27 protein-coding genes, 21 tRNA genes and 2 riboswitches are annotated in these 24,463 nt (G+C 36.1%); of the genes, 42 read left to right on the top strand and 6 right to left on the bottom strand.

From position 1 onward, the window contains the following. Positions 1-43 precede the first annotated feature (43 nt). The 3 genes from L8T27_RS22615 to L8T27_RS22605 all read right to left on the bottom strand — a co-directional run bounded on the left by L8T27_RS22615 (position 44) and on the right by L8T27_RS22605 (position 2,315). The gene (locus L8T27_RS22615) at positions 44-460 is read right to left on the bottom strand and encodes an MFS transporter (RefSeq protein ID WP_282581472.1); all 417 of its coding nucleotides are present in this window, start codon (positions 458-460) and stop codon (positions 44-46) included. Positions 461-476: 16 nt separating this feature from the next. Next, on the bottom strand, positions 477-647 hold the full coding sequence (locus L8T27_RS22610; protein WP_237943110.1) for a hypothetical protein: 171 nt from the start codon (positions 645-647) through the stop codon (positions 477-479). A gap of 330 nt (positions 648-977) precedes the next feature. Beyond that, positions 978-2,315, bottom strand: a complete 1,338-nt coding sequence (locus L8T27_RS22605; RefSeq protein ID WP_237944181.1) for an aminotransferase-like domain-containing protein — start codon at positions 2,313-2,315, stop codon at positions 978-980. A 116-nt stretch (positions 2,316-2,431) separates the two neighbouring features. On the opposite strand from L8T27_RS22605, the gene L8T27_RS22600 reads away from it, so the two are divergent. From L8T27_RS22600 to L8T27_RS22560, 9 genes are all read left to right on the top strand, one after another. Continuing rightward, the gene (locus tag L8T27_RS22600) at positions 2,432-3,361 is read left to right on the top strand and encodes a DMT family transporter (protein WP_237943108.1); all 930 of its coding nucleotides are present in this window, start codon (positions 2,432-2,434) and stop codon (positions 3,359-3,361) included. 197 nt (positions 3,362-3,558) lie between these two features. Then, positions 3,559-4,077 carry a general stress protein gene (locus L8T27_RS22595; RefSeq protein ID WP_233314930.1) on the top strand — a complete coding sequence of 173 codons (519 nt, stop codon included), beginning with the start codon at positions 3,559-3,561 and terminating at the stop codon, positions 4,075-4,077. 60 nt (positions 4,078-4,137) lie between these two features. Continuing rightward, positions 4,138-4,695 carry a hypothetical protein gene (locus tag L8T27_RS22590; protein ID WP_237943107.1) on the top strand — a complete coding sequence of 186 codons (558 nt, stop codon included), beginning with the start codon at positions 4,138-4,140 and terminating at the stop codon, positions 4,693-4,695. Positions 4,696-5,332: 637 nt separating this feature from the next. After that, positions 5,333-5,614, top strand: coding sequence for a hypothetical protein (locus L8T27_RS22585; protein ID WP_233314932.1), 282 nt, complete (start codon positions 5,333-5,335; stop codon positions 5,612-5,614). A gap of 175 nt (positions 5,615-5,789) precedes the next feature. Beyond that, positions 5,790-6,539: a MerR family transcriptional regulator gene (locus L8T27_RS22580; RefSeq protein ID WP_237943106.1), complete on the top strand. Its 750-nt coding sequence runs from the start codon at positions 5,790-5,792 to the stop codon at positions 6,537-6,539. Beyond that, complete coding sequence (locus L8T27_RS22575; protein WP_237943105.1) at positions 6,536-6,733, top strand: hypothetical protein; 198 nt, start codon at positions 6,536-6,538, stop codon at positions 6,731-6,733. Before L8T27_RS22580 ends, L8T27_RS22575 begins: the two co-directional genes overlap by 4 nt. Positions 6,734-6,775: 42 nt before the next feature. After that, positions 6,776-7,138: a GNAT family N-acetyltransferase gene (locus L8T27_RS22570; protein ID WP_349238822.1), complete on the top strand. Its 363-nt coding sequence runs from the start codon at positions 6,776-6,778 to the stop codon at positions 7,136-7,138. After that, positions 7,122-8,114, top strand: a complete 993-nt coding sequence (locus tag L8T27_RS22565) for an alpha/beta hydrolase family protein (protein WP_237943102.1) — start codon at positions 7,122-7,124, stop codon at positions 8,112-8,114. Before L8T27_RS22570 ends, L8T27_RS22565 begins: the two co-directional genes overlap by 17 nt. 171 nt (positions 8,115-8,285) lie before the next feature. Further along, positions 8,286-8,774, top strand: coding sequence for a pyridoxamine 5'-phosphate oxidase family protein (locus L8T27_RS22560; protein WP_233314936.1), 489 nt, complete (start codon positions 8,286-8,288; stop codon positions 8,772-8,774). Positions 8,775-8,843: 69 nt separating this feature from the next. Here the strand turns inward: L8T27_RS22560 and L8T27_RS22555 are convergent, their stop codons facing one another. After that, on the bottom strand, positions 8,844-9,260 hold the full coding sequence (locus L8T27_RS22555; RefSeq protein ID WP_237943100.1) for a hypothetical protein: 417 nt from the start codon (positions 9,258-9,260) through the stop codon (positions 8,844-8,846). 216 nt (positions 9,261-9,476) lie between these two features. Here L8T27_RS22555 and L8T27_RS22550 point away from each other — a divergent pair, with 216 nt between their 5' ends. From L8T27_RS22550 to L8T27_RS22530, 5 genes are all read left to right on the top strand, one after another. Continuing rightward, positions 9,477-9,863, top strand: a complete 387-nt coding sequence (locus tag L8T27_RS22550) for a hypothetical protein (protein ID WP_237943098.1) — start codon at positions 9,477-9,479, stop codon at positions 9,861-9,863. A 52-nt stretch (positions 9,864-9,915) separates the two neighbouring features. Then, on the top strand, positions 9,916-10,560 hold the full coding sequence (locus tag L8T27_RS22545; protein ID WP_349238821.1) for an NAD(P)-dependent oxidoreductase: 645 nt from the start codon (positions 9,916-9,918) through the stop codon (positions 10,558-10,560). Between the two features lie 73 nt (positions 10,561-10,633). Beyond that, positions 10,634-10,918 (top strand): hypothetical protein, encoded by a 285-nt coding sequence (locus tag L8T27_RS22540; protein WP_237943096.1) that lies wholly within the window; start codon positions 10,634-10,636, stop codon positions 10,916-10,918. A gap of 231 nt (positions 10,919-11,149) precedes the next feature. After that, on the top strand, positions 11,150-11,356 hold the full coding sequence (locus L8T27_RS22535) for a hypothetical protein (protein ID WP_233314939.1): 207 nt from the start codon (positions 11,150-11,152) through the stop codon (positions 11,354-11,356). 110 nt (positions 11,357-11,466) lie between these two features. Beyond that, a complete protein-coding gene (locus L8T27_RS22530) occupies positions 11,467-12,594 on the top strand; it encodes an SH3 domain-containing protein (protein WP_237943094.1) in 1,128 nt (375 codons plus the stop codon). A gap of 121 nt (positions 12,595-12,715) precedes the next feature. Here the strand turns inward: L8T27_RS22530 and L8T27_RS22525 are convergent, their stop codons facing one another. Beyond that, positions 12,716-13,588, bottom strand: a complete 873-nt coding sequence (locus tag L8T27_RS22525; protein WP_237943093.1) for a YitT family protein — start codon at positions 13,586-13,588, stop codon at positions 12,716-12,718. A gap of 213 nt (positions 13,589-13,801) precedes the next feature. Here L8T27_RS22525 and L8T27_RS22520 point away from each other — a divergent pair, with 213 nt between their 5' ends. Beyond that, positions 13,802-14,311, top strand: coding sequence for a CBO0543 family protein (locus L8T27_RS22520; RefSeq protein ID WP_248574500.1), 510 nt, complete (start codon positions 13,802-13,804; stop codon positions 14,309-14,311). Between the two features lie 312 nt (positions 14,312-14,623). Here L8T27_RS22520 and L8T27_RS22515 read toward each other — a convergent pair whose 3' ends face one another. Beyond that, on the bottom strand, positions 14,624-15,073 hold the full coding sequence (locus tag L8T27_RS22515) for an RrF2 family transcriptional regulator (RefSeq protein WP_237943089.1): 450 nt from the start codon (positions 15,071-15,073) through the stop codon (positions 14,624-14,626). Between the two features lie 165 nt (positions 15,074-15,238). Between L8T27_RS22515 and hmpA the strand changes: the two genes are divergently transcribed. From hmpA to kdpA, 27 genes are all read left to right on the top strand, one after another. Then, the gene (gene hmpA, locus L8T27_RS22510) at positions 15,239-16,435 is read left to right on the top strand and encodes an NO-inducible flavohemoprotein (RefSeq protein ID WP_237943087.1); all 1,197 of its coding nucleotides are present in this window, start codon (positions 15,239-15,241) and stop codon (positions 16,433-16,435) included. 312 nt (positions 16,436-16,747) lie between these two features. Next, positions 16,748-16,822 (top strand) — tRNA-Glu (locus L8T27_RS22505). Positions 16,823-16,828: 6 nt separating this feature from the next. After that, positions 16,829-16,904 (top strand) — tRNA-Val (locus L8T27_RS22500). A 7-nt stretch (positions 16,905-16,911) separates the two neighbouring features. Next, positions 16,912-16,987 (top strand) — tRNA-Thr (locus L8T27_RS22495). Positions 16,988-17,003: 16 nt separating this feature from the next. Next, a tRNA-Lys gene (locus tag L8T27_RS22490) sits at positions 17,004-17,079 on the top strand. A gap of 5 nt (positions 17,080-17,084) precedes the next feature. Further along, a tRNA-Leu gene (locus L8T27_RS22485) sits at positions 17,085-17,169 on the top strand. An 18-nt stretch (positions 17,170-17,187) separates the two neighbouring features. Beyond that, positions 17,188-17,262, top strand: a tRNA-Gly gene (locus L8T27_RS22480). A gap of 7 nt (positions 17,263-17,269) precedes the next feature. Beyond that, positions 17,270-17,346: transfer RNA gene (locus L8T27_RS22475), tRNA-Arg, on the top strand. Positions 17,347-17,349: 3 nt separating this feature from the next. Continuing rightward, positions 17,350-17,426: transfer RNA gene (locus tag L8T27_RS22470), tRNA-Pro, on the top strand. A 21-nt stretch (positions 17,427-17,447) separates the two neighbouring features. Beyond that, a tRNA-Ala gene (locus L8T27_RS22465) sits at positions 17,448-17,523 on the top strand. Between the two features lie 29 nt (positions 17,524-17,552). After that, positions 17,553-17,629, top strand: a tRNA-Met gene (locus L8T27_RS22460). Between the two features lie 6 nt (positions 17,630-17,635). Next, positions 17,636-17,712 (top strand) — tRNA-Ile (locus L8T27_RS22455). 18 nt (positions 17,713-17,730) lie between these two features. Beyond that, positions 17,731-17,823, top strand: a tRNA-Ser gene (locus L8T27_RS22450). A gap of 22 nt (positions 17,824-17,845) precedes the next feature. Then, positions 17,846-17,919: transfer RNA gene (locus tag L8T27_RS22445), tRNA-Met, on the top strand. 3 nt (positions 17,920-17,922) lie between these two features. Next, positions 17,923-17,999, top strand: a tRNA-Asp gene (locus L8T27_RS22440). 28 nt (positions 18,000-18,027) lie between these two features. Beyond that, positions 18,028-18,111 (top strand) — tRNA-Tyr (locus L8T27_RS22435). Positions 18,112-18,123: 12 nt separating this feature from the next. Further along, positions 18,124-18,199: transfer RNA gene (locus L8T27_RS22430), tRNA-His, on the top strand. Positions 18,200-18,217: 18 nt separating this feature from the next. Beyond that, positions 18,218-18,289: transfer RNA gene (locus tag L8T27_RS22425), tRNA-Gln, on the top strand. Between the two features lie 34 nt (positions 18,290-18,323). Next, positions 18,324-18,397: transfer RNA gene (locus L8T27_RS22420), tRNA-Gly, on the top strand. A gap of 9 nt (positions 18,398-18,406) precedes the next feature. After that, a tRNA-Ile gene (locus L8T27_RS22415) sits at positions 18,407-18,483 on the top strand. A gap of 9 nt (positions 18,484-18,492) precedes the next feature. Then, positions 18,493-18,567: transfer RNA gene (locus L8T27_RS22410), tRNA-Asn, on the top strand. A 35-nt stretch (positions 18,568-18,602) separates the two neighbouring features. Then, a tRNA-Arg gene (locus L8T27_RS22405) sits at positions 18,603-18,676 on the top strand. Positions 18,677-18,964: 288 nt separating this feature from the next. Next, positions 18,965-20,044 carry a GGDEF domain-containing protein gene (locus L8T27_RS22400; protein WP_237943086.1) on the top strand — a complete coding sequence of 360 codons (1,080 nt, stop codon included), beginning with the start codon at positions 18,965-18,967 and terminating at the stop codon, positions 20,042-20,044. A 411-nt stretch (positions 20,045-20,455) separates the two neighbouring features. Next, a complete protein-coding gene (xylE, locus tag L8T27_RS22395) occupies positions 20,456-21,880 on the top strand; it encodes a D-xylose transporter XylE (protein ID WP_237943084.1) in 1,425 nt (474 codons plus the stop codon). 233 nt (positions 21,881-22,113) lie between these two features. After that, positions 22,114-22,259: riboswitch (cyclic di-AMP (ydaO/yuaA leader) on the top strand. Between the two features lie 75 nt (positions 22,260-22,334). Next, a riboswitch (cyclic di-AMP (ydaO/yuaA leader) is annotated at positions 22,335-22,481 on the top strand. A gap of 42 nt (positions 22,482-22,523) precedes the next feature. Next, positions 22,524-22,688 (top strand): hypothetical protein, encoded by a 165-nt coding sequence (locus L8T27_RS22390; RefSeq protein ID WP_237943082.1) that lies wholly within the window; start codon positions 22,524-22,526, stop codon positions 22,686-22,688. Continuing rightward, positions 22,685-22,765 (top strand): K(+)-transporting ATPase subunit F, encoded by an 81-nt coding sequence (kdpF, locus tag L8T27_RS28975; RefSeq protein ID WP_396953832.1) that lies wholly within the window; start codon positions 22,685-22,687, stop codon positions 22,763-22,765. Before L8T27_RS22390 ends, kdpF begins: the two co-directional genes overlap by 4 nt. A gap of 20 nt (positions 22,766-22,785) precedes the next feature. Beyond that, entirely contained in the window at positions 22,786-24,459 is a 1,674-nt protein-coding gene (gene kdpA, locus L8T27_RS22385; RefSeq protein WP_282581468.1) for a potassium-transporting ATPase subunit KdpA, read from the top strand. Positions 24,460-24,463: the final 4 nt, after the last annotated feature.

Here is a 24,463-nt window from a genome sequence, read left to right as displayed (position 1 = left end):
AAAAGCATTAATCAGAAAGAGTTAATGCTTTTTTGTGTTCATTTTACATGTAAATGGAATGCTCATTTAATCTTTTTACTTTAAATGAAAATACTGTAGTAATTAATGCTGCTAATACGGTTATTCCCCCAATCCAACCTAGATTATGAATAGAAGTATACTCAACAACCAAGCCTCCTAATCCTGCTCCTAACGTCATTCCAATATTCATTAGTGCTGTATTAAAACTTAGAACTATTTCAGATGATTCTGGTTTTAAAGTTATTAAATAATATTGATTAGCTGGATTAGTTATCCAAGCAGATGTGCCCAATTCCATAAGGACAATAATAATACCGATTGTTGAAGTTGAATTGGATGTAAATGTAATTAAGATAAATGAGTGAATGGTTAAGCTAATGATAATTGTCCGCATCGGCCCCCGTTTATTAACAGCAAATCCTCCAACGCGAGAACCGATAAACGAAGAAACACACCTAGAATAAATAGAAGCTAATTCTTGCTGATGGGATATTTAATAAGTTGTTTTGTAATGGCGCAATATAGGCAATTACCATAGTTTTCCCAAGAATCCAAAATACGGTTGTTAATAGGCCAGTAAATACTTTCGTATCTTTAATAATAGAGAATTGCTGCTTGAAAGACATAGAATTGTTACCAGCTAAAGGAGGAATTAATTTAGATAATAGTAGCAGGCTTATCAGTGTAATAAAAAGATATACCGCCAATTAAAAAAGTTGGCAATTAATGTTCCAATCGGCACCCCTAATACTAATGAAACCGTAAATCCAGTAATAACAGTTACAATCGCACTACCTTGTTTTTCTGGTAGACTAATTTTTGCAGCATATTAAAGGATAGCTATAGTGTTACATTGAACTTTTTCAATGAGTTTATTTTTGAAGAGTTAAAAGGGAGAGGGATATTATAAGACAAATCACACTCAATCCCTTTTTGCTTGCGAAGCAAGGCATTCATTAAAAATAGTTTTGAGGATTTTTTAATGCTCTTGCTATTTTGAGAATTCCCTCTTGAATTCGATTGTCTTCTACATTGGAAACATTCAGCTTCAAAATCCGTTCTTGGTAAAAGCCATCTAAATAATTTCTTTTAACTGAATCTAGTTGTATGCCTTGGTTTTGCAACTGGTAAACTAATGATTTTAAATTCATACGCTTGTCTAAATGAATATGATTATGCATAACAATTTCTGATGATGATTCGTAAGCAGGTAAATAATCTTGTATAGACTGATGCAGAATTTTAGCACGTGTATGATAGATGGTACTGACTTTCGTTTTATTGTGTTCATAAATTCCATTTTTTAAATAGAGATATAATGCGGCTTGTGAAATCATAGAGCTGTCGATATCTGTTGTCATTTTGTATTTTTGAAAGATATTAAGGATTGAGGGAGGTAGAACTGCCAATCCAACTCTTAATCCTGGAAACATAATTTTAGAAAAACTTTTTAAATAAATCACTTTATCATGTAAATTATCTGCAAAAAGAGGGTCATTCTTCGGGTTGAAATCAAAATCTGCTAAATAATCATCTTCTAAAATAAAAACATTATATTTCTCTGCTAATTGTAATATAGCTGCTTTTTCTTTTTTACTGTATGACGAGCCTAAAGGATTATGAAAGCGTGGCATCGTATAAAAGAATTTAATTTCTTTTTTATGAAATAATTGTTCAAGTCGTCCTAAATCAATTCCTTTTGCGGTGCGTTGAATTCCTATGACCGGTAGTTGTAACGTTTTTAGTAAATCCATGTATAAATGGTAGCTAGGTTGCTCTACTAGTATAGTGGAACGATTATTTGGAAAAGGCATCAAACTTAATATAGAAAGAGCCTGCTGAATACCAGAAGTGATGAAAATTTGCTCTTCATGCGTAAAAACTTGGTATGATTCTAACAGTTTTTTTGATGCTGCTATAAGCGGAGGCCAACCGTTGGGTGTTCCGTAGCGAAATAATTCTTCTTGATACGTATCAATAGCTTTATTTATACAGTGTTGAAATTCCTTGTAAGGAAAAGCATGCCAAGTAGGAGCAGAGCTTGCAAAGTCTATTATGTCCGTGGCCGATGGGGTTTTGAAGACATGATTATCTACAACATAATATCCACTTTTCGGTAGTGCATAAATAATATGTTGTGCCTCCAATTTTTTTAAAGCGGTCAAGACCGTGCTTTTACTACAAGAATATTGTTGTGTTAAATCTCGAATGGATGGTAATTTTGCACCGGTTGAAAATTTATTAGACTGAATTTGCATAAGAAGAGATTGATAGATTGATTCATATTTAAGCATCATAAGCCTCCATTGCATCTGTATCGGTACAGATCGGTATTTTTTATATCGTAAAGGTTAGCGTAATCTCTTACGATAATGGTACCGGCCGGATCATCATAAAGGGGGTAATGAAGATGAATGAAAAAAGAAATGCATATATCGCTGCAATCATCTATGCATTCATTATCGGTTTGTCATTTATGTTTGTTAAAGTGACATTATCTGTTGCAACACCGTTAGATACACTTGCACATCGGTTTACTATTGCATGGATTGCTGCCACTGTGTTGTTGTTAAAAAAAGGATTAGATAAAGTCAATGTAACAAAAAAAGATGTACTGCGAATTGCCTTGTTAGCCATCTTATATCCGACACTCTTTTTTAGCTTTCAAGTATTTGGGCTAGTGCATACTTCTTCTTCAGAAGCTGGTATTATTCAAGCAACAATACCAATTTTTACGTTAATTCTTGCAAGTATCATCTTAAAGGAAACAACTACCAGTAGTCAAAAAATAGCAGTTAGTTTATCAGTATTTGGTGTCATATCTATTATGTACATGAACGGGGCAGGAGGTACAAAGGCAAGTCTTGTTGGAACGGGGTTAATCTTGCTTTCAGCACTTACCTCCTCCTTATACAACGTATTTGCTAGACAATTAACACAGCGATATTCATTATTCACGATCACATATATAATGACCTTGTTTGGATTAATCGCTTTTAATGGAGTCGCACTGACAACTCATGTTATAAATGGTACACTCCGTCAATATATGCAACCTTTTGGACATTGGGATTTTGTTCTTGCGATTTTGTATTTAGGTATCTTATCGTCTTTAGGAACCTCCTATCTATCTAACTATGCATTATCTAAAATAGATGCATCAAAAATGAGTGTTTTCAGTAACTTTGCTACACTCATTACTATTGTAGCAGGAGTTATTTTTTTAAAAGAGGAGTTTCATTTATATCACATAGCAGGTTCCATTATGATCATTCTTGGTGTTGTTGGTACAAATTATTTGGGTACAAGTAGAAATTTAAGTAAAAAAACTTCTCGCTAATTGTATGCCTACAATGAGATATATAAATTAGAAACAAATGACGAAAGTTCTGTAGTAGCTAATAGGGCTAAAAGGAGGAAACTGAAACCTTTTAGCTCTTTTTCCGTAGTATTGAATAAATAAGTCAGTGGAAAGGGAGGCGTTACTAAGAAAATATCAACAATTACGATTGGTAAAAAATTTTATAGGGAGATATTATGAAGAAAACTTTAGAAAAAAGATTGAAATATTTATTTTCTGGGGAATTAACTTCCCTTATAGTTTTCCTTTTTTTAAGTTACCTATTAAATTACGTATATCCTAATTTACACTTATATTCGTTAGGGTCATTTTGGATTTCATTTTTCCTGCTAGAGTTTTTATTATTACAGGGAACAATATATTGGCATCTTAAACTAAAGCAATTAAAAAAACAATATACTCCTAATACAACTATTAATAGTATCCAAAAGTTTAAGTTTTTAAAGAAGCTTAATGGTTTTCTAATTTTTGCTCCTTTTATAGCGTTCGTAACTGATTTGTATTTGTGGAAATCGAACTTACCTGTTGGGGGGGTAAGTATTGCGCTGTTCATATATCTCTTTGCAGTCTTAGAGTATATTAACTATTATTATATTCAACTTTCCTATGATAACATCTCGGATATAAATTATTTATGGAGGACTAAAAAGTTGAAGAGGGCGTGTTTAGATAAAGACTTTAAACGGTTTTATTAACGAGAGAAACCTGCCTGTTCATTTATTGTTTTTCAAATCTACACCAAGGGGAGATAACCTATGGAAATAGAAATTATCCAGAGTATTGAAAAGGAACAAGATTGGGTAATCGTGGATGGGGAATTTGAGCAATTTCATATATCAGGAGATAATATTGACTATGTGGAAGATACGATAAATCTGATGCAGAAGGCAGCAATTACCTGCTTTAAGTATCCTTTTTATATTCACTTTGAAGGGTATGATGATGGAATAACATCGGTATTAGCAAAGAGAGATAAATTAGAAATATATTATCAAAATACAGGAAGAAAAGTGCATACAATGTCCAATGGTAAATCCTACCATGTGGAGATACCAGCATACTCTGTGACCATTCCGAACTATGAAGCATTACAAACAGCATTTTCAGAATGGTTTCAATTGGCTCAAGATAATAATATGTGGATGATAACACAAGGCTCATGTGTTCATTATAAAAGTAAGTTTGCTTCTACAAATATAAGCCAAGAACCTATCATTTTAATCACTGGACACGATGCACAAGAGTTGATTTTTATTACAAACCAGCCTTCTTATCAAAAAGAAGACAGCTTGCGTGTAATCTTTGAAGAATAATTGCCAAAATAACAGTCCATTCATAAAGGACTGTTATTTTATTTCATGAAATATCTCTTCTTTATTACTTGAATAAATATGACAACATCTATAGGCTGCTTCACTATGTTATTCTTTGTTTGTTGGATGGATTAAACCATTTCGTGGGCATATTTATTTTTATTATCCTCATCAAGGTCTGAGTTATTTTTTACAGATAACTGTATGTAATAAGGAAATTTTTCTTTAGATTGTTTATCCATTAAATATTATTCTTGGAGAATATCAAAATTAATACTTTCTTCTGTGTAATATATTTGGTAGTAAAAAAAGACTCTTTAACAAAGTTATTCTGAATTAGCTGTAAAAGAATCGACAGAACCAAGAAAAAAAACGGTCTGTTTGCATTTTCACTCTGCATTATCATTTTTTCTTTATTTAGTCTAATAAATGAGGACAATATTAATAAGTTAGACGAGGGGGAAATACACGATATAAGGTAACGGTCGCTTATTTGTCAGAAAGTGAGCATGGAAGCATTGTAATTTCTATTTACTGGTTAATTTGAAACTTTTAAGATAGCAAAACGTATATATAATTACCAGATAATATTAATTAATACTATAAATGGAAGTATAGAGAAAGAAGTGAAGATAATATGGCAAAAGATAAATGGAAAGGTTTCGTTGCTTTAGGTATTTTACTAACTGCTATTGGATTTATTCTACTATTTTTCAGTATTAAATTTGGTACATTCACTGCTGAAAATTGGCTTATTAAACAAGGAGGGGCAGACACTCCTACATACCATCTAGTAATGAAAGGCTACATAAATAATTTTTTGACTGCTGGCAGTATACTTTTTGGAATTGGTCTTGTCACAACGCTGGTTGGGTATTTTAAGATGCTTACTTCTTCGTCACTTAATAGAATGAACTAAAATCGGGCGCTTACCCATAGAAATTATGGGTGTGTCTTTTTTTATGTTAGCCAATGGTGTTATAAAGCAATCATTAGGCTGATATTTCTTTATGGCTTGTAAAAAGTAAATGGAAAATGATTGACTGTGTGGTAACCACACGGTTTATGCTGTAAATATGATTGGAGGAATAAGCATGCAGCACTTAACAAGTGGAGAATTAGCTAAATTACTGAATATAACGAAATACGTGGTAAGGCATTATGAGGAACAACAAATAATACAGCCCGCATTTATTGATGTAAATGGCTATCATATGTATGGAGAAGCGGAAGTGTATGCGATGTCACATATTTTGCTGCTAAAGCAATTAGGTTTTTCGTTAAAAGAAATAAAAAACATTGTGGAGAAGAAAACAGATTATACTGAAGCATTATCTAGTGTACTAGTACATTTCGAGAATGAAATTACACGTCTTACTAAGTTAAAGGGGAATGTACAAACCATTCTCGAGCTTCAACAAACTGAAACATACAAGCTGGTCGAAGAGAATAAAGAAGACAGATATTTTGCCTGCTTTGAGGATGTATTTGTAGATGAAGCATACAACCTAAATTTGAAAAAGCTAGCTAAATGGAAAAATGGCAATAGAAATATTGTAGAAGATGTCTCTTATGCAATATTAGAGAATGGAAGTAATGTCAAAGTAATGTATAGAACGAGTTTGGAAGAAGCAGATTATGCTTTTCGTGCAGGAACCTACTATTGTAAGAAAATATGTGTAGAACTAGAAGACCAACTTTTAGAAGAGATAGAGTGTTTTTACAAGAATCTCGATCTGATAAATGCCAAATTTGAACATGATTTATTGATACTAGAGGAAGCGAATTTATCAGCATTTTATATCAAAGAGATGGTATATAGTTTAGAGGTTAAGGCGAAATGAAGCGAGGAATTGCTAGTTCTAGAAAGGATATAGAAGAGATAGCGGTTCTATTATTGGAAGGATTTCAGGAAGAATTTCAAGCACTAAACTTGCCAGAAGTCGAGCGGAGTTTTGTTTTGCGTTGTCTAGCAGAGCATATTTTACAGAATCACCGAGATAATTTGCTCATAGTAAGAGATAAGAAAATAGAATGAATTTTATTTATTAAACCAAAAAAGTGGAAGGGACTAAAATTATTGGGTCGGTTGTTTATACAGTTAAATTTACAAGCACTTTTTAAAACATGTATTTTCCTTGTAGCGTTCGATCATAGAAGCAAAGCTAAAGAAATTCACATAGACTTTATAGCCGTAACTAAATGTAACCGAGGAAAAGGAATTGGTACACAGCTTATTAAATTGGTTAAAAACTTGGTGAAGGGTGATCAGTATGTAACATTATATGTTTCTGCAACTAACGCTGCTGCTAGTAGACTTTATGAAAGACTAGGATTCCAGATAAAGAAAAAAGGAACAAGTTTAATAGGAAGGCAGTATGGAATAGAGAGGTGGTATTTCATGGAGTGGAAAGGGATAAAAAATAATGAAAACGAGGTTTAAATTACTTATTAGCATTGTATTGATAATAATGACAATCGCTGGTTTCCTTTATGAAAATGACTACGCTATGCTGGAGAAAGAGGTGAACATTAAAACCAAGCAAGGAAATTTAGAAGGCTTTCTTGCCATGCCTAAAGAGAAGAATGAAGGAATTGTTATATTTGTTCATGGAGATGGACCGCAAAACGCAACACAGGATGGAGGTTATAAGCCTTTAATGGAACGGTTTGCAAAACAAGGCTATGCATCTGTATCTTGGAATAAACCAGAAATAGGAGATTCAGCAGGGAATTGGTTAGATCAAACAATGGACGATCGAGCGAAGGAAGTAGAAGAAGTAATCGAATGGGCAAAGCAGCAGAAATCTATGAATACAGAGAAAATCATCCTCTGGGGAGCTAGCCAAGCTGGCTGGGTAGTTCCAAAAGTACAGCAAAATCGCACCGATATTACAGCAGCTATTTTAGTGGGTCCTGCCATCAATTGGCTTAGACAAGGAGAGTATTTTACGACCATGGAAATGAAAAGAGCTGGCAAAACGGATGAAGAAATACAGAGTGAACTAGACAAGGATGAACAAGCGTCTAATCTTATTGAATCAGGCGCTTCCTATAAAGAATACATGCAAAAAACGAATGACAACAGCTTATCCGAAGATAGATACACATTTGTGCAAAAGAATATTTCAGCAGATGGGACAGAAGATATTAAGAAAATTAACTCCCCAGTATATTTGATATTAGCTGAAAATGATGAGAATGTGGATTCTAAGGATACAGTGAAGACATACAAAGAATGGTTACCGGAAACGCAATTAACAGTAAAAACGATATTAGGAGTCAAGCATTCTATGTTAAATCCATACTTGCATGATTCAGAATTTTTAATCTATGTAAGTGCCATCTTAGCTCCAAAGGATACACTGATAAGTAAAGTCTATTTGGATTATTGTGAGGAAATAGTTCGTCACATATAAAATAAGGTTTAGATTTTCGTATTAAAAAACATTGTATAATGCTTGATTTAAGGAAGCATTTCGCAGAGATATTATTAAATAATTCAACTAATCATTATTAAGCAGTCCTCCCTGATTAAAAGTTTTGGAAAAGGGTAATATACCTCTATAAACTTAAATGAGGTGATGGAGATGTCTAACATGATAAAACAAGAAGAGTTGGAAACATTAAGAGAGTTAATTAAAGACATAGACACAGCCATGCTAACGACGGTAACAGAAGAAGGGCTTGTGTCTCGTCCTATGAAAACACAAGAAGTAGAGTTTGATGGTGATTTGTGGTTCTTCACGAAAAAAGAGACGGATAAATATGAAGAAATCTTACATGATCAAGACGTTAATGTTGCTTATGCAGGTAAATCCTATGTTTCTGTTCGCGGAAGAGCGGAAATCGTAGAGGATTTAAATAAGAAAAAGGAATTATGGAGCAAAGCATACGAGCAAATTATGCAAACTTCTTATGATGATCCTAGCGTTGTCTTAATAAAGGTGAAAGCAGAAGCGGCTGAATATTGGGAAACAGGTAATTTCACGAAGAAGATGGCCTTTTTCTATAAACGGATGACAGGGCAAAGCTCTAAATCTACAGATGTTAATGAAACAGTTGAATTGAATCAGTAATAAAATGGGTTGTCTGAATATCAGGCAACCCATTTTATCTTTCTCTTGCTATTAATAATTGCATTTATATTATTTAATTTCGATAGTATCTTTATGAGATTTTCCATCTTTCTTATAAGTAATAATTAATTTGTATACATGTCCCTCAACTAGTTCATCTCCTAATAGAAAGTCAGTAAAGAATGGATTTGCGGTTGTTACAGAACCATCTTCAGCTCTTCCATAACTAAACTCATCCTGCTCAGCTATTATTTCACCATTATCCATATATTCTAATTTGGACACATTAACTTTTTCGTTATTTAATTGCTTTATTTTACCTTGCCAACCGCTTGGCGCACTTTCATCAAGGTTTTTCTTGTATGTATATTTCCACATACCGTTGTCAGATTTACCAGAAATAGAAATGCTTGAAATGTATGCATATATACCAGAAAAAATAATGAGGAGACTTAAAAATCCAATCAAAAATCTCTTTTTCTTCAACAATTTCTCTCCTTTATGTTTAGTGGGGGGTCTTATGTTATTAAAATAGCTAATACATTGTGTCAATCTTGAAACATTAGACGATGATAAATTGGAAAAGTTTCTTTTTATGTATAATTATGGAACTTTTTTATTTTCCGTTCGTATAGAGAATAGATCGCTTTTGTAACGGTTTAATAAAAGAGTATCCTGATTAACCAAAAAGGAGTATCAATTATGGTAAAAAGACTTTCTATGATGTTAGTGATTATGATATTGGCAGTCATTACTTTATTCCTAGCTGCTAAAAATCCGACAGGCCCTAATACTGTTTCATTTGATGAACCGCAAAATTTTTTAACGTCCCTTGGTACACTTATAGTTCTGTTATTACCACCATTGATTTTAGCTTGTTTTAATCATGTTGCTTTAAATATTATTTCTGCAGTTTATCAAGCGTTTATAGTACTGACCTTTTTAGGGGTAGTTATCGTAGGTTTAGTGATTCCCAGTATTTTAATAAGCATTATTGGTGGTTTAGGAACCATTGTTGGAATAATTAGTATTGTTATGACCCTATTTGACCTTGGGAATGGAAGGAAATCAGTGGTAGTAAAAAAATGAGGGCGTGGCAAACTCTGAATAAATGGTATAGTGACTATTTTACTTGAGGTGGATGATGGATAATCTAAATAAGATTGCTATTATTGGAGGAACAGGAAAGGTTGGACGTCGAATTGCTGTTAAAGCGTTAGAAAACGGCTATCAAGTTCGAATGCTTGTTAGAACTCCCAAAAAGTTATCTTTAAATGACGATAGGATAGAAATAGTAGAAGGGGCTGTCCAGAATAGAGAAGATATTCAAAAGCTGCTAAAGGATTGTCAAATAGTAATTAATACTTTTGGGCAACCCCTCAAAGAGAAACCGATTTATAGCAGTGTTACGAAGACAATTATTGAGATAATGGCAGAATTACAAATTGAACGTTATATAGGTGTTACTGGAGGTTCCTTAACTATTTCTAACGATAAAAAAAGTCTTATAAATAGACTTGGTGCAAAGCTGTTTGAAAATTTTTACTCTGATATGATGATAGATAAGAAAAAAGAATGGGATTTTCTTAACAGTAATGAACAGATTAAAAAATGGACTCTAATTAGGCTGCCATTCGTCACTGATCAGGAGGATATAGGATACATAAAAGAAAATCTAACAGATTTACCAGGAATAAAAATAACAAATGGAGATATCGGTACTTTTATAATTAACCAAATTGAAGATTCGAAATATATACAAAAAGCACCTTTTATCTCCAATTAATTTTATTTAAAATGGAATGTTCTGTAATAAAATGAATTAAAGCAGACAGTAATTGTAACTTTGGAGGAGAGATATGAGAATCTTCTTTTCAATCTTATCAATAATATCCACACTGTTAGGATTTCTTATGATTGTATCATTTTCTAAGGATGGAGAAATTGCTGAAACATTATCTTTTGGAACAAAGGGAATGTCATTTATGTACATACTAAACCTTTATAATTTTCTAGGAGTATTGTTTGCATTTCCTGCAGAGAGGAACAAATACAGATTCATATTGTTCACTTTTAGCACCATTATGCTCTTGATAAGTCTAAGCCTAACCTTTGTTGGTTTGTATGGATTTCAAGAACCTTAAATTTAAGTAAAATGAAAACAAAACTGGTCATAAACTAATAAGACACGTCGAATATCAATTGGCAAACTGATTCCTTCCTAATTTTCCTACAAAAATAGATAATATAAATAACATTAATTAGCCATCACTACATACGGTATAAATTAGAGTAAGACCAGAAGGAGAATCAGTTACTTTAATGGTGAATTTTAAACGGATTGGTTAAATTATCTCTATTCAAGGAGTGATGACATGAATTTTTTGCATTGGTATGATTGGATACAGCCTACAACACCGTCTGCATCGATTATTTTCGGAATTCTCTTCACTGTGATTGCCGCAGCAACTGTGTGGTTTAATACAAGAAAAAAGAAAAGTACTGGCATTGCCTTTTTAACAGGATTGAGTGTAACGGTTATAGGGGTATATATTTTAGTAGTAACAGGGTTCTATAGCTGAACCCTGTTAAATGTATGTCAACCATTACATTTTGGTGATTTTTATGTGATGGAAACTAGTAATCAGCAAAAAACTGCTACAATATGGTTGTGAAGAAAGGGAGTGATAGGATGAAAAAGTATATTTATATGGTAGTAACCTGCTTTGTGCTAAGTGCAAGTCTTGTTGCAGGTCAAGGGATTTTAGGAACGCCCTCTGCAAAAGCTGCCAGTTCTGTAACATATACAGTAACAGCTGATACACTGAATGTAAGAAGTGGTTCGAGTACAAAGCATAAAGTGATTGGTTCAGTAAAAAAAGGTAGTAAGCTGTCTGTACAAAAGAAGGAATCGAACGGCTGGTATAAGATAACCTTTAAAGGAAAAACAGGTTATGTGAGCGGCACATATGTGAAAGTGGCTTCATCAAGTACTACAACTTATACGGTAACCGCAGACACTTTGAATGTAAGAAGCGGCTCGAGCACGAAGTATAAAGTGATTGGCTCTGTAAAAAAGGGAACAAAGCTTACAGTTCAGAAGAAGGAATCAAATGGCTGGTATAAAATTGACTTTAAAGGGAAAACAGGCTATGTCAGCGGTACATATGTAAAAGCAGCAACATCATCTAGTGTTTCATCAAAGTCTTCCATTGAGGATACTGTAAATAATATGAAGACACTTGGTAAGGCCCAACAGTTGATATTAGTGACATCATCGAATGCTTCTTCTAAAACAGCGACAATACGTACATTTGAGAAGACTAATGGCAAATGGAAACAAGTTCAATCGATGACAGGCGTGCTTGGCAAAAATGGAATGACTGACAAAATGTCAGAAGGCTCTCAAGCTTCACCGACAGGGAAATATACAATTGGGACAGCCTTTGGGAGAGGAGCTAATCCAGGTACGAAATTGCCGTATCGCAAAATTACAAGTGATGATGTTTGGGTAGATGATCCAGCCTCCTCCTTATACAATACTTGGCAAAAGGCTTCTAAAAACAATGGACGCTGGAAAAGTGCCGAAAAGATGAATATTCCTGAATATGATTTAGGATTTGTTATCAATTATAATACGAAAAACCCTGTTGCAGGAAAAGGAAGCGCGATTTTCTTCCATGTTGCAGGCAAGTATGGCTATACAGCCGGCTGCACAGCCACTTCTAAAGCTAATGTAACGACAGTGTTAAAATGGCTGAATCCAGACAAAAACCCTGTAATTATTCAAACGCCAGATTCTGGTCTAGGCAAATACTAGGTTTATTACTGTCTGTCTTAAGTAAAAGGACAAGCCTCACTCTTCGTGAGTGAGGCTTGTCCTTTCATTAGTAAATAGAAAAAAGGCGAGAAAGAATATTTTTCTTTCTCGCCTATGTTGTTTAATGGATATCTTTCTTTTTGAAATTACCGCCTTTAACTTCTGCTACATCATAAACTGTAACGAAGGCGCCGCTGTCAATTTCATAGATGATTTCTTTCATTTTGCTTTCTTCCAGTCTGTTGATGACACAAGTGATTTCTTTAAATCTTTCACTAGAATAGGCTCCCTGTACTAGACTGTATGTAGCACTTCTGCCTAGTCTGTCACGGATAGTCTCTACCATCAATTCTGGTTCATTTGTAATGATTTTAAAGGTTTTAGATCCGCTTAAACCTTCTTCAACGATATGGATTACTTTAGAGGCGATAAAGTAGGCGATACCAGAGAGGATTGCTCCTTGTAGACCGAATACGATTGATACAATAGCAAATACAAAAACATTAAGAAATAAAATAAGGTCGCTCGTACCAAAAGGCAATTTTCGTGACAGTAATACTGCAAGCATATCAATTCCATCAAGTGCTCCACCGTTACGCAAAGCAAGACCCATACCAAAACCGATGATGATTCCGCCGACTACAGTAACAAGCAATGTATCTCCATGAATAATCGTATTGATATGGTGCATAAGTACTGTACCTGCAGCCAGTGAGGCGATGCCGATTATGGAAAATATCGCAAAACTCTTACCAATTTGCTTATATCCTAAAAATATAAACGGTAAATTTAAGATAGCAATCAAAATGCCTAGCGGTAAATCTGTCAGTTGGGATATAACAATGCTGATCCCGGTAACTCCACCGTCGGAAACATTGTTTGGAATTAATACTGCTTCAAGTCCATAAGCTGTAATGAACCCGCCAATAATTACTAATAAAATCCGCGATAAAAACTTAACATTATTGGGCTTTTTTTTCGTGATCACACTCATTTCTTTTTCCTCGTTTCTTTCTACACTTTTTTATTTAGCACAATTAATACTACCATAAATTCCGCCTTTTTTCACAAAAGGAAGGTTATTAAGACAAATTCCAAGCATTTTTTACATCATCTTTTCTTACTATGGAAAGAATAGATTCAAAGGACCTCGGTCATTTGTACTAAAGGGATTTGCTGTTTATATTATTACCTGAAAGGGCTGTGTATGATGCACGTCGCCATCACACTTCTGACTATTATAGCCTCTCTTAAATGGGGAGATTGGAAAAACTGGCGAAAATATCATGCCAGTATGTTTTTTATATCTACAGGTGGTCTGCTTTATGAGTATATCGTGAATGAAAATACACTTTGGAAGTTTCATCCCGATTTTTTATACAGCCACGAGATGATTGTCGTTATTTATGCACTTATAACCATGCCGATTAGTATCTTTCTCTTCTTGTCCCATTTCCCTGAAGGGTGGTTAAAGCGCATAATTTACATAGTAGTCTGGTCTGTAATCTATATAGTGATAGAGTGGATACTATTTTTGACAGGAAGAATATCGTACCAAAACAGCTGGCAATTTGGATATTCCTTTTTGTTTGATCTTATTATGTTCTCTGTCATTGCATTGCATCAGCAAAAACCAGGTCGAGCATATATAATATCTATAATCGTTATCGTTTTTCTTATTCTTTGGTTCGATGTCCCATTTAAAGTGCTAAAATGATTTATATGGAGATATATGTATATAATTAACCAACGATTGAGGGGTATGTTTCTATTGGAAAAAATAATCATGAATAATGATGATTCAAGCAAGGCTTTTACTTATGTATGCAATTGTTATCACTTATAACATGTAAAAGAGTCAGCTTAATAGAAAGATGGAAGGAACAGTTTGAGAGTTGTGATGTAAGAGACAATGAAAAGATTTAATAAAAGCATGCAGTGTCTTCAATTTAAGCAGTATAAACAATGAAGACGTAAGGATAAAGAGGTAAACCTCAAACGCAGTAGTTTGAGGTTTTTTTGTACTCATTTATTTATTAGAAAATGGATCTCCAATTAAGGCATTAAGTTCGTCATCATTATGAAGGAAATCTTCTAGCGTATAGCTGTTAAGAACGGACAAGAATGCCTGAAGCGCCTCATTTAGAGCATGCTTTAGCTTACAGGAAGGGGTTAGGATGCAGTGATTTCTTCCTTCAGTGAAGCAGTTGACAATATGGAAATCTTCTTCTGTTGCTGTTACTACTTTCCCGATATTGATCTCGTTAGGTTTCATAGCGAGTTTTAATCCGCCGTTTCGCCCTCTGATTGTTTCAATATAGCCAAGTTTTCCTAAGTGATGAATGATTTTCATTAGATGGTTCTTAGAAATATTATATGTATCGGCAATTTCTTGAATAGTACTTAATTGACCGTCCTTTTTTAATCCTAAATATACTAACACGCGTAAAGAATAATCCGTATAATTTGTTAATCTCATTAGAAAACCTCCATTGAAGCTCTCTTTATTATAGCACCTAACCGCTTAATGTGTAATTGTGACAAATTTATGAAAGATGTATTCAAAATATATCTTTTGTAATTAAGTTAAGTATAATGGAAACATGTAGAACGAATACATGTTTAAATGATGGGGGAAGTAATCATGTTAAATGAAAAAACAATTGAAATTATTAAGAGTACTGTGCCTGTATTAGAATTGCATGGAACAGAGATAACAACTCGCTTTTACAAAACACTATTTACTAATCATTCAGAATTATTGAATATCTTTAATCATGCTAATCAAAGAGAGGGTAAGCAGCAAACGGCTCTCGCTAATGCTGTTTATGCAGCAGCGGTTCATATTGATAAGTTAGGTGCGATTATTCCGGTTGTTAAACAAATTGCGCAAAAACATAGAGCGCTAGGTGTATTGCCAGAACATTATCCAATTGTTGGGGAAACGTTATTACAAGCTATCAAGGATGTATTGGGCGATGCCGCAACAGATGAGATTATCGGTGCATGGGCAGAGGCTTATGGTGTTATTGCAGATGCCTTTATCGGTATTGAACAAGATATGTACAGAGAAGCAAAAAAACAAACAGGCGGCTGGGAAGGCTTCCGAAACTTTGTCGTTACAAAGAAAGTAGCAGAAAGTGATGTAATAACATCCTTCTATTTAGAAGCAGAAGACGGACAGGAAATTGCATCATTCCTACCAGGTCAATACTTAACAGTAAGAGTGCATCCAGAAGGAGAAGAATATTCACATATTCGCCACTACAGCTTATCTGATGCGTCAGGCAAGTCTTACTATCGTATAAGTGTGAAGCGAGAAGAACATGGGGTAGTTTCCAATTACCTTCATAATGAGATCCAAGCAGGTTCTGTCTTAGAAATAAGTGCACCAGCTGGGGAATTTGTTCTTGACCAAAAGGAAACTCCAGTTGTACTAATCAGTGGCGGTGTCGGCATTACCCCAATGATCAGCATGCTTAACACAATTGTCAAAGAGCAGCCAGAGCGAGAAGTAGTGTTTGTTCACGGTGCATTGAACAGCTCTGTTCATGCAATGAAACAAGAATTGCAACAGCTAACTGACAAGCATACTAATATAAGAAGTTATGTTGCTTACTCTTCACCAACAGAAAAAGATATAGAAGCTAAGGTATTTGATAAAGAAGGCTATATGGATCTTGAATGGCTGCAGTCAATTGTTCCAAGTAAGGATGCGGATTTCTATTTCTGCGGACCAACTGCATTTATGAAACTAATAAACGCTCATTTAAAAGAATTGCATGTGCCAGCGGAGAATATTCATTTTGAATTTTTTGGTCCAGCAAGCAATTTGGAATAGTTGAATAGGGAGGAGCGGGCAAATGTCCGCTTCTTTTTCATCTATTCTAAAAATCAATCTTCGTTTTCATTAGTTTTTTTGGTGCAAAGGGTGCTTTTTTTTAAAACATATTTCGTTTAAAATAAAAAAACCGTCTTAAAAACAGGGCGGTTTTCCTTGATATGACGGCATTTTGCAAAAATGAGCCTATTTTTTTAAAAAAAGTTTTAAAAAAGTGTTGACGTTAACTTGCATAGAGTTATATAATACTACTTGTCGCTGATACAACAAACGAAATAAACGCTGAATCAGCAAGGAAGAAATATAAAAACTGGCCCATTGGTCAAGCGGTTAAGACACCGCCCTTTCACGGCGGTAACACGGGTTCGAATCCCGTATGGGTCACCAATATTCGGAGGATTAGCTCAGCTGGGAGAGCATCTGCCTTACAAGCAGAGGGTCGGCGGTTCGATCCCGTCATCCTCCACCATATAAATGCCGATGTAGCTCAATTGGTAGAGCAACTGACTTGTAATCAGTAGGTTGGGGGTTCAAGTCCTCTCGTCGGCACCATCTTTTAAAATGAGATGAGTCATTAGCTCAGTTGGTAGAGCATCTGACTTTTAATCAGAGGGTCGCAGGTTCGAATCCTGCATGACTCACCATTTACGCGGGTGTGGCGGAATTGGCAGACGCACTAGACTTAGGATCTAGCGCCGCAAGGCGTGGGGGTTCGACTCCCTTCACCCGCACCATTTAATTTCATACTCTAAGCGGAAGTAGTTCAGTGGTAGAACACCACCTTGCCAAGGTGGGGGTCGCGAGTTCGAACCTCGTCTTCCGCTCCAAAAAAATGCGCCCGTAGCTCAATTGGATAGAGCGTCTGACTACGGATCAGAAGGTTATGGGTTCGACTCCTTTCGGGCGCGCCATATCGGGAAGTAGCTCAGCTTGGTAGAGCACTTGGTTTGGGACCAAGGGGTCGCAGGTTCGAATCCTGTCTTCCCGACCATTAATATTCTAAAATAATAACGGGGCCTTAGCTCAGCTGGGAGAGCGCCTGCCTTGCACGCAGGAGGTCAGCGGTTCGATCCCGCTAGGCTCCACCAATTTTATAAAAATGTATGGATGATAATATGGCGGTGTAGCTCAGCTGGCTAGAGCGTACGGTTCATACCCGTGAGGTCGGGGGTTCGATCCCCTCCGCCGCTACCATATTTCGGACCTTTAGCTCAGTTGGTTAGAGCAGACGGCTCATAACCGTCCGGTCGTAGGTTCGAGTCCTACAAGGTCCACCATCGGAATGCTTTTATCAAGGAGGAATACCCAAGTCCGGCTGAAGGGATCGGTCTTGAAAACCGACAGGCGGGTCAAACCGCGCAGGGGTTCGAATCCCCTTTCCTCCTCCATTAGTTAAATAAATAATATTATCGCGGGGTGGAGCAGTCTGGTAGCTCGTCGGGCTCATAACCCGAAGGTCGCAGGTTCAAATCCTGTCCCCGCAATCTGGTCCGGTAGTTCAGTTGGTTAGAATGCCTGCCTGTCACGCAGGAGGTCGCGGGTTCGAGTCCCGTCCGGACCGCCATTTTTAAATATGTTTGTAATATAATATCGGAGGGGTAGCGAAGTGGCTAAACGCGGCGGACTGTAAATCCGCTCCTTCGGGTTCGGCGGTTCGAATCCGTCCCCCTCCACCATTTATAACCTTGGCGGTTGTGGCGAAGTGGTTAACGCATCGGATTGTGGCTCCGACATTCGTGGGTTCGATTCCCATCAGTCGCCCCATATTTTCTTCATATTCATTGGGCTATAGCCAAGCGGTAAGGCAACGGACTTTGACTCCGTCACTCGTTGGTTCGAATCCAGCTAGCCCAGTCATAAGGGAATGATTTATTCCCTTTTTATCCTTGCGGGTGTAGTTTAATGGTAAAACCTCAGCCTTCCAAGCTGATGTCGTGAGTTCGATTCTCATCACCCGCTCCAAAATAATATGGGCCTATAGCTCAGCTGGTTAGAGCGCACGCCTGATAAGCGTGAGGTCGATGGTTCGAGTCCATTTAGGCCCACCATATTATTGTTCCGCAGTAGCTCAGTGGTAGAGCACTCGGCTGTTAACCGAGCGGTCGTAGGTTCGAATCCTACCTGCGGAGCCATATAAATTAATATATACATAACGAAAACAAAACATGCGCCTTTAGCTCAGCTGGATAGAGCATACGCCTTCTAAGCGTACGGTCAGAGGTTCGAATCCTCTAAGGCGCGTACCAAATGCAGTTGGACTTACTGCACGGAATGCCTTTCGATACGTAATGAACCAGTTTCATTGCATATCGGGAGGTGTTTTTATTTTGCAAAAATTTGCTTGTTCGTTTAAAAAATAGTCCCAAAAAGATATTATAGATTTTCTGATTATTCCCAATTAATAAGATTTTTTTGTAAAAAATATATTGTTTACACAAAAGTAAAATCGCTGTAAACCTATATAATGCTACCGATATAAACAGTAATTGGGCAGTTAAGCCATTAATAATAATTAAGGTGATAAAAATAATGACAATCATTATTATCAAGGACTTTTTTGTAAATTTAACAATATTGATTTCTGTCCTTTTTTTCTATTCCAGAGTCATGAAGGATTCACAGCTTCATCAAGATTCTCCACTTCATATAAAACTACTTATGGGTTTTGCAGGGGGAATTATTGGCATACTTTTAATGATATTTAGCATTCATGGCAGCTTTTTAATCGATCTGCGCCATTTACCAATTATCTTGCTTGCATATTACGGTAGGGGAATTCCTGCTTATCTTTGTGCGGCGTTAATCATTTTCGGTGATTTTTTTATTAACAGAGACTTCTCTTTTGTAGTGATAATCGTCTTGTTTTTAATAGCCTTTGTTTCTATCTTTATTGCTAATAGAAATATTTCAGGTAAGCATAAGGTATTTGCTACTTTAACTACGACAAATATTATACTAACGACGATACTTTATTTTTTTGTATTAGACGATATAAAACATTATATTTTCTCGATGTTTTTGCATGTTATATTCACCTATGTAGCTGGTTATGCATCTTTTAACGTAATCGAGTACATTAGAGCAAGCCAGGAGTTATTTAATAAATACAAGTTAGAATCAACGATAGACAGCTTAACAGGCCTAAATAATGTTAGAAAATTTGATTATATTTGTAAGAAACTGATGAAAATGGCTGCAACAAGGAATGAAGCTTTAACACTTCTATATATCGATATCGACTTTTTTAAAAAAATTAATGATACTTACGGGCATTTAGAAGGAGATATGGTGTTAAAAGAGGTTGGTAGCATTCTCAAAAATTCCACAAGACCAACCGATATCATTAGCCGGAACGGCGGGGAGGAATTTACCGTTATTTTAGTAGACTGTTCAACCGAATTGTCATCTGAAATTAGTGAACGGATTAGAAAATCGGTAGAAGATCACGTATTTATGTTAAGTAATGGAGAAACGATTAACATCACTGTTTCCATAGGGGTGGCAGCTTTTGATAAAGGTGTAAATGATATTAACTTATTTATAAATAAAGCGGATAAAGCATTGTATCAAGCGAAAAAGCTGGGACGTAATCAAGTTGTTTATGATTAGAGCGTTGTTTATACAACGCTTTTTGCTTTTCTCAAGTTAAAGTAGTGAACCTTCACATGACCAAATGTAAAAGTAAGCAGCAATAAAAATTTTTCGTCATTACGACATCTTTTTAATAGGATACAGTATTAGTTTTATTAAGCGGATAGGTATTAGTCTAATTATAATTACAAAAACACTTAGTTTGTTGATTGCACAAACTAAGTGTTCGAGATATAATTAAACCGTATTAAAACGCTTTCTTTACATAGGAGAGGAGATGGAATGATGACAAGAATTAGCTGCAGGTAGCATTTTAAGCTAAATTCACCGCTAAATGAAAGTTTGCCTAGTTTTTCAAACACATAAAATAGAAGGAGGTATAGGCAGAGCAGTTTGCAGAAAGCAAATTAATACTCTGTCTAGCAGACTATGAAGCAGAAACGAAATTCACTCTATATCTTCTCATTAACACTCGTAGCAGCAATTGGCGGCCTTTTATTTGGATATGATACAGCAGTCATTTCTGGGGCTGAAAAATCCGTACAAGCATATTTAATTACAAGCTTAGATTTAGGAACATTAGCGCATGGTGCAACTATTTCGAGTGCACTTATCGGCTGTATTATCGGAGGATTAATATCAGGTTATTTTGCGTCTGCATTTGGTCGCAAGAAGTCGCTTATCATTGCAGCAGTCCTTTTCTTTATTTCGGCATTAGGGTCAGGATACCCTGAATTTCTCTTCTTTCAGCAAGGGGAGCCAAGCATTGCATTGTTGTTTGTGTTTAACTTGTATCGAATCATTGGCGGAGTTGGCGTAGGGCTTGCATCTGCAATTACTCCAATGTATATTGGGGAAATTGCCCCAGCGGATATTCGCGGTAAAATGGTCTCTTTTAACCAATTTATGATTATATTTGGAATGCTGGTCGTTTATTTTGTTAACTGGGGGATAGCAAACGGACAAACGGTAGAATGGGTTAATGAAATTGGCTGGCGTTATATGTTTGCTTCGGAAGCAATACCTGCAGTGCTGTTTGGTCTGCTGCTCTTTTTAGTTCCGGAAACTCCACGCTACTTAGCGTTTAAGAGAGAAGATACTAAAGCAATGCATGTGTTAGCCAAGATAAACGGTGCAGAACAAGCAAAAACGATTCTACAAGAAATTAAACAGACATTGAATGTAACACAAGAACCAACAAAGTCTGCTAAACTTTTATCTTTTGGAAAGCTTGTCATTGTTATTGGGATAATGCTGTCTGTTTTTCAGCAGTTTGTAGGAATAAATGTTGCTTTATATTATGCTCCTCGAATCTTTGAAAGCATGGGTGCGGCAAAAGATGCTTCGATGCTGCAAACAATCGTTATGGGGCTTGTTAATGTCGTTTTCACTGTTATTGCTATATTTACCGTAGATAAGTGGGGTAGGAAACCGTTATTAATAACTGGCTCTATCGGGATGGCAATAGGAATGTTTGGTGTAGCCGGCCTTGCTTTTGCCAATATCATTGGAATCAGCACATTAATTTTTATTATTGTTTATACAGCATCTTTTATGATGTCATGGGGACCAATCTGCTGGGTGCTTATTGCAGAAATATTTCCTAATAAAATCAGAGGGCAGGCAGTAGCAGTTGCTGTTGCTGCACAATGGGCAGCAAACTATTTTATTTCCTCTACCTATCCGATGATGATGGAATACAGCGGTGGGTTAACATACGGTTTTTATGGCGTAATGAGCATTCTATCAGCAGTATTTATCTGGAAATGGGTCCCTGAAACAAAGGGAAAAACACTTGAATACATGGATAATTTTTGGATCAATAAGACGAAGGGTCAAAAAAAGGCATCATAAATAAAACATACAGGTAGTGGCAAGACTTTGAAAGTTTTATCTCAGGTCTTGCCACAAGTATTTTTTTGTAAACTGACAATATATTAAGATATTTAAAGAAATTTCGAGCTGGAGTTATATTTGGACATGAAATCTCGGTTAAACGAGTAAATAAAGAGTAATTTATACAAATTTGAACAATTAGCTGTCTTTACAAGAAAATATTGGAGGAGTATGATTGCTAACATAATATTAATTCTTATTCGCTGAGTCTTTTTAAGAGCGGGGGACCCAATCTGTGATGAACAATCACATGGGGTGAATCCTTCTGTAGAAGGTAGGGCTACTCTTTTGGCCCGAATCCGACAGCTAACCTCGTAAGCGTAAAGAGAGAGGATGTGTAACTGGTGATCGAAAAAATCAACTCGACCACGGGGTAATCCTCCGCGGTCTTTTTTCTGTAATTAAATAAAAATATCTTGTATCGCTGAAATCCATTTGGAGCGGGGGACCCATTCAATACGTGAGCAAAACTCACCGGGGTGAATCCTTTATGAGAAGGTAGGGCTACTATCTTGGCCCGAATCCGGCAGCTAACCTCGTAAGCGTTAAGACAGAAGGTATTACCTTGGATTTAAACCCCTTGTGTAATACAGGGGGTTTTTTGTGCAAAATTTTAATGGTAAATATTAACAAAAATGAAAAGGGGCAGTATATGGAAGACTTGCTTATGCTTGCGATTATTGGGATATCAACAGCCGCTATGTTTGGATTAATTACTTGGTGTGAACAAAAAACAGCTGTAGGCGAACAGGAGGAAAAGAAATGATTACGTTTATTTTTGTCCTGGCACTAGGTGTTGTCATCTACTTGCTGTATGCGTTACTGAACCCTGAGAAATTTTAATATAAACGGAGGGGAAACAATTGGTTTTCACCATATTATCAATCATTCTTACACTTCTGCTCATAGTGCTATTAGTAATTCCTATGGGAAATTATATGGCGGTCGCATTTAATGAGCATCCTACAAAGCTGGATAAGATATTTAATCCTGTTGAAAAGTGGATATATAAACTCGGCGGAATAAAAAATAACACACAAACTTGGAAACAATATGCTTTGTCTATGCTTGCAGCAAACAGTTTTATGATTCTATTAGTCTATTTGATTTTCCGATTTCAAGGGTTTCTTCCTTTAAATCCGAACCATATTGCTGGCATGAGTCCTGATTTAGCTTTTAATACAGCAATAAGCTTTATGACAAATACGAATTTGCAGCATTACAGCGGAGAATCAGGGTTATCGCTGCTATCACAATTGATTGCGATCATCTACATGATGTTTGTCGCCCCAGCATCTGCTCTTGCAGTTGCCATTGCATTTATAAGGGGATTAGCGGGGAAAAGGCTTGGCAGCTTTTTTATCGACTTAACCAGAAGCATAACAAGGGTACTGTTGCCGATTGCATTTGTCACTAGCTTTATATTTATTGCTCTCGGAGTTCCACAAACAATGAACACAACAATGGAGGCCGAGACGCTCGAGGGAGATGTACAGACTATAGCAACAGGTCCAATTGGTTCCTTCTTATCGATTAAGGAGCTTGGTAATAATGGCGGAGGATATGTAGGAGTGAACTCAGCGCATCCTTTTGAAAATCCTAATGCACTTTCAAATACACTGCAAATTATCTTAATGTTCTTATTGCCAGCTTCTATTCCGATTACTTACGGAAAAATAATCGGAAATAAAAAACAAGGTAAAGTATTGTTTATTTCGATGGCTATGATTTTCCTTGTGTTTCTCAGCACCTCCCTTTATCAAGAATATCAAGGAAATCCTGCTTTTACTAAGATGGGATTATCAGCTGAAAACGGCAGTATGGAAGGCAAGGAAGTTCGGTTTGGCATTGTTCAGTCAGTCTTGTTTGCGATAACAACAACTGCAACAGAAACAGGTGCTGTTAATACGATGCATGATACGCTGACACCTATTTCCGGGATGCTAACATTGTCGAATATGCTCTTAAATACCGTTTACGGCGGTGTTGGCTCTGGTTTTATCAACATTATGATGTATGTGCTGATTGCTGTTTTTCTTTCAGGGCTCATGGTTGGAAGAACACCTGAGTTTTTAGGGAAAAAAATTGAAGGGAAGGAAATGAAGCTGATTGCCGTTACCTTGTTGATTTCGCCATGTCTAATACTGACAGGAACTGCTTTAGCTTTATTCACCCCATTAGGCAATGAAGGAATTTCTAATCCAGGATTCCACGGATTGACACAGGTGCTCTATGAATTTACTTCATCTGTTAATAATAATGGCTCAGGCTTTGAAGGGCTTGGTGATGCGACTCCTTTCTGGAATATATCAACAGGTGTTGCTATGTTCATCGGACGATTTTTTCCGCTTCTTACGATGCTAGCAGTCGCAGGAAGTCTGGCATCCAAAAATATTGTGCCAGAAACTGCCGGAACATTCAAAACAGATACTTCTTTATTCGGTGGATTGTTTATTGGTACGGTTTTTATCGTCGGAGCTTTGACGTTTTTTCCAGTCCTTGTCTTAGGTCCGATTGCTGAATTTTTGACATGGTGATGGA

The sequence above is a fragment of the Niallia sp. Man26 genome, from assembly GCF_022049065.2.
Classification (GTDB): domain Bacteria; phylum Bacillota; class Bacilli; order Bacillales; family Cytobacillaceae; genus Niallia.
This window is presented reverse-complemented; position numbering and strand designations above follow the sequence as displayed.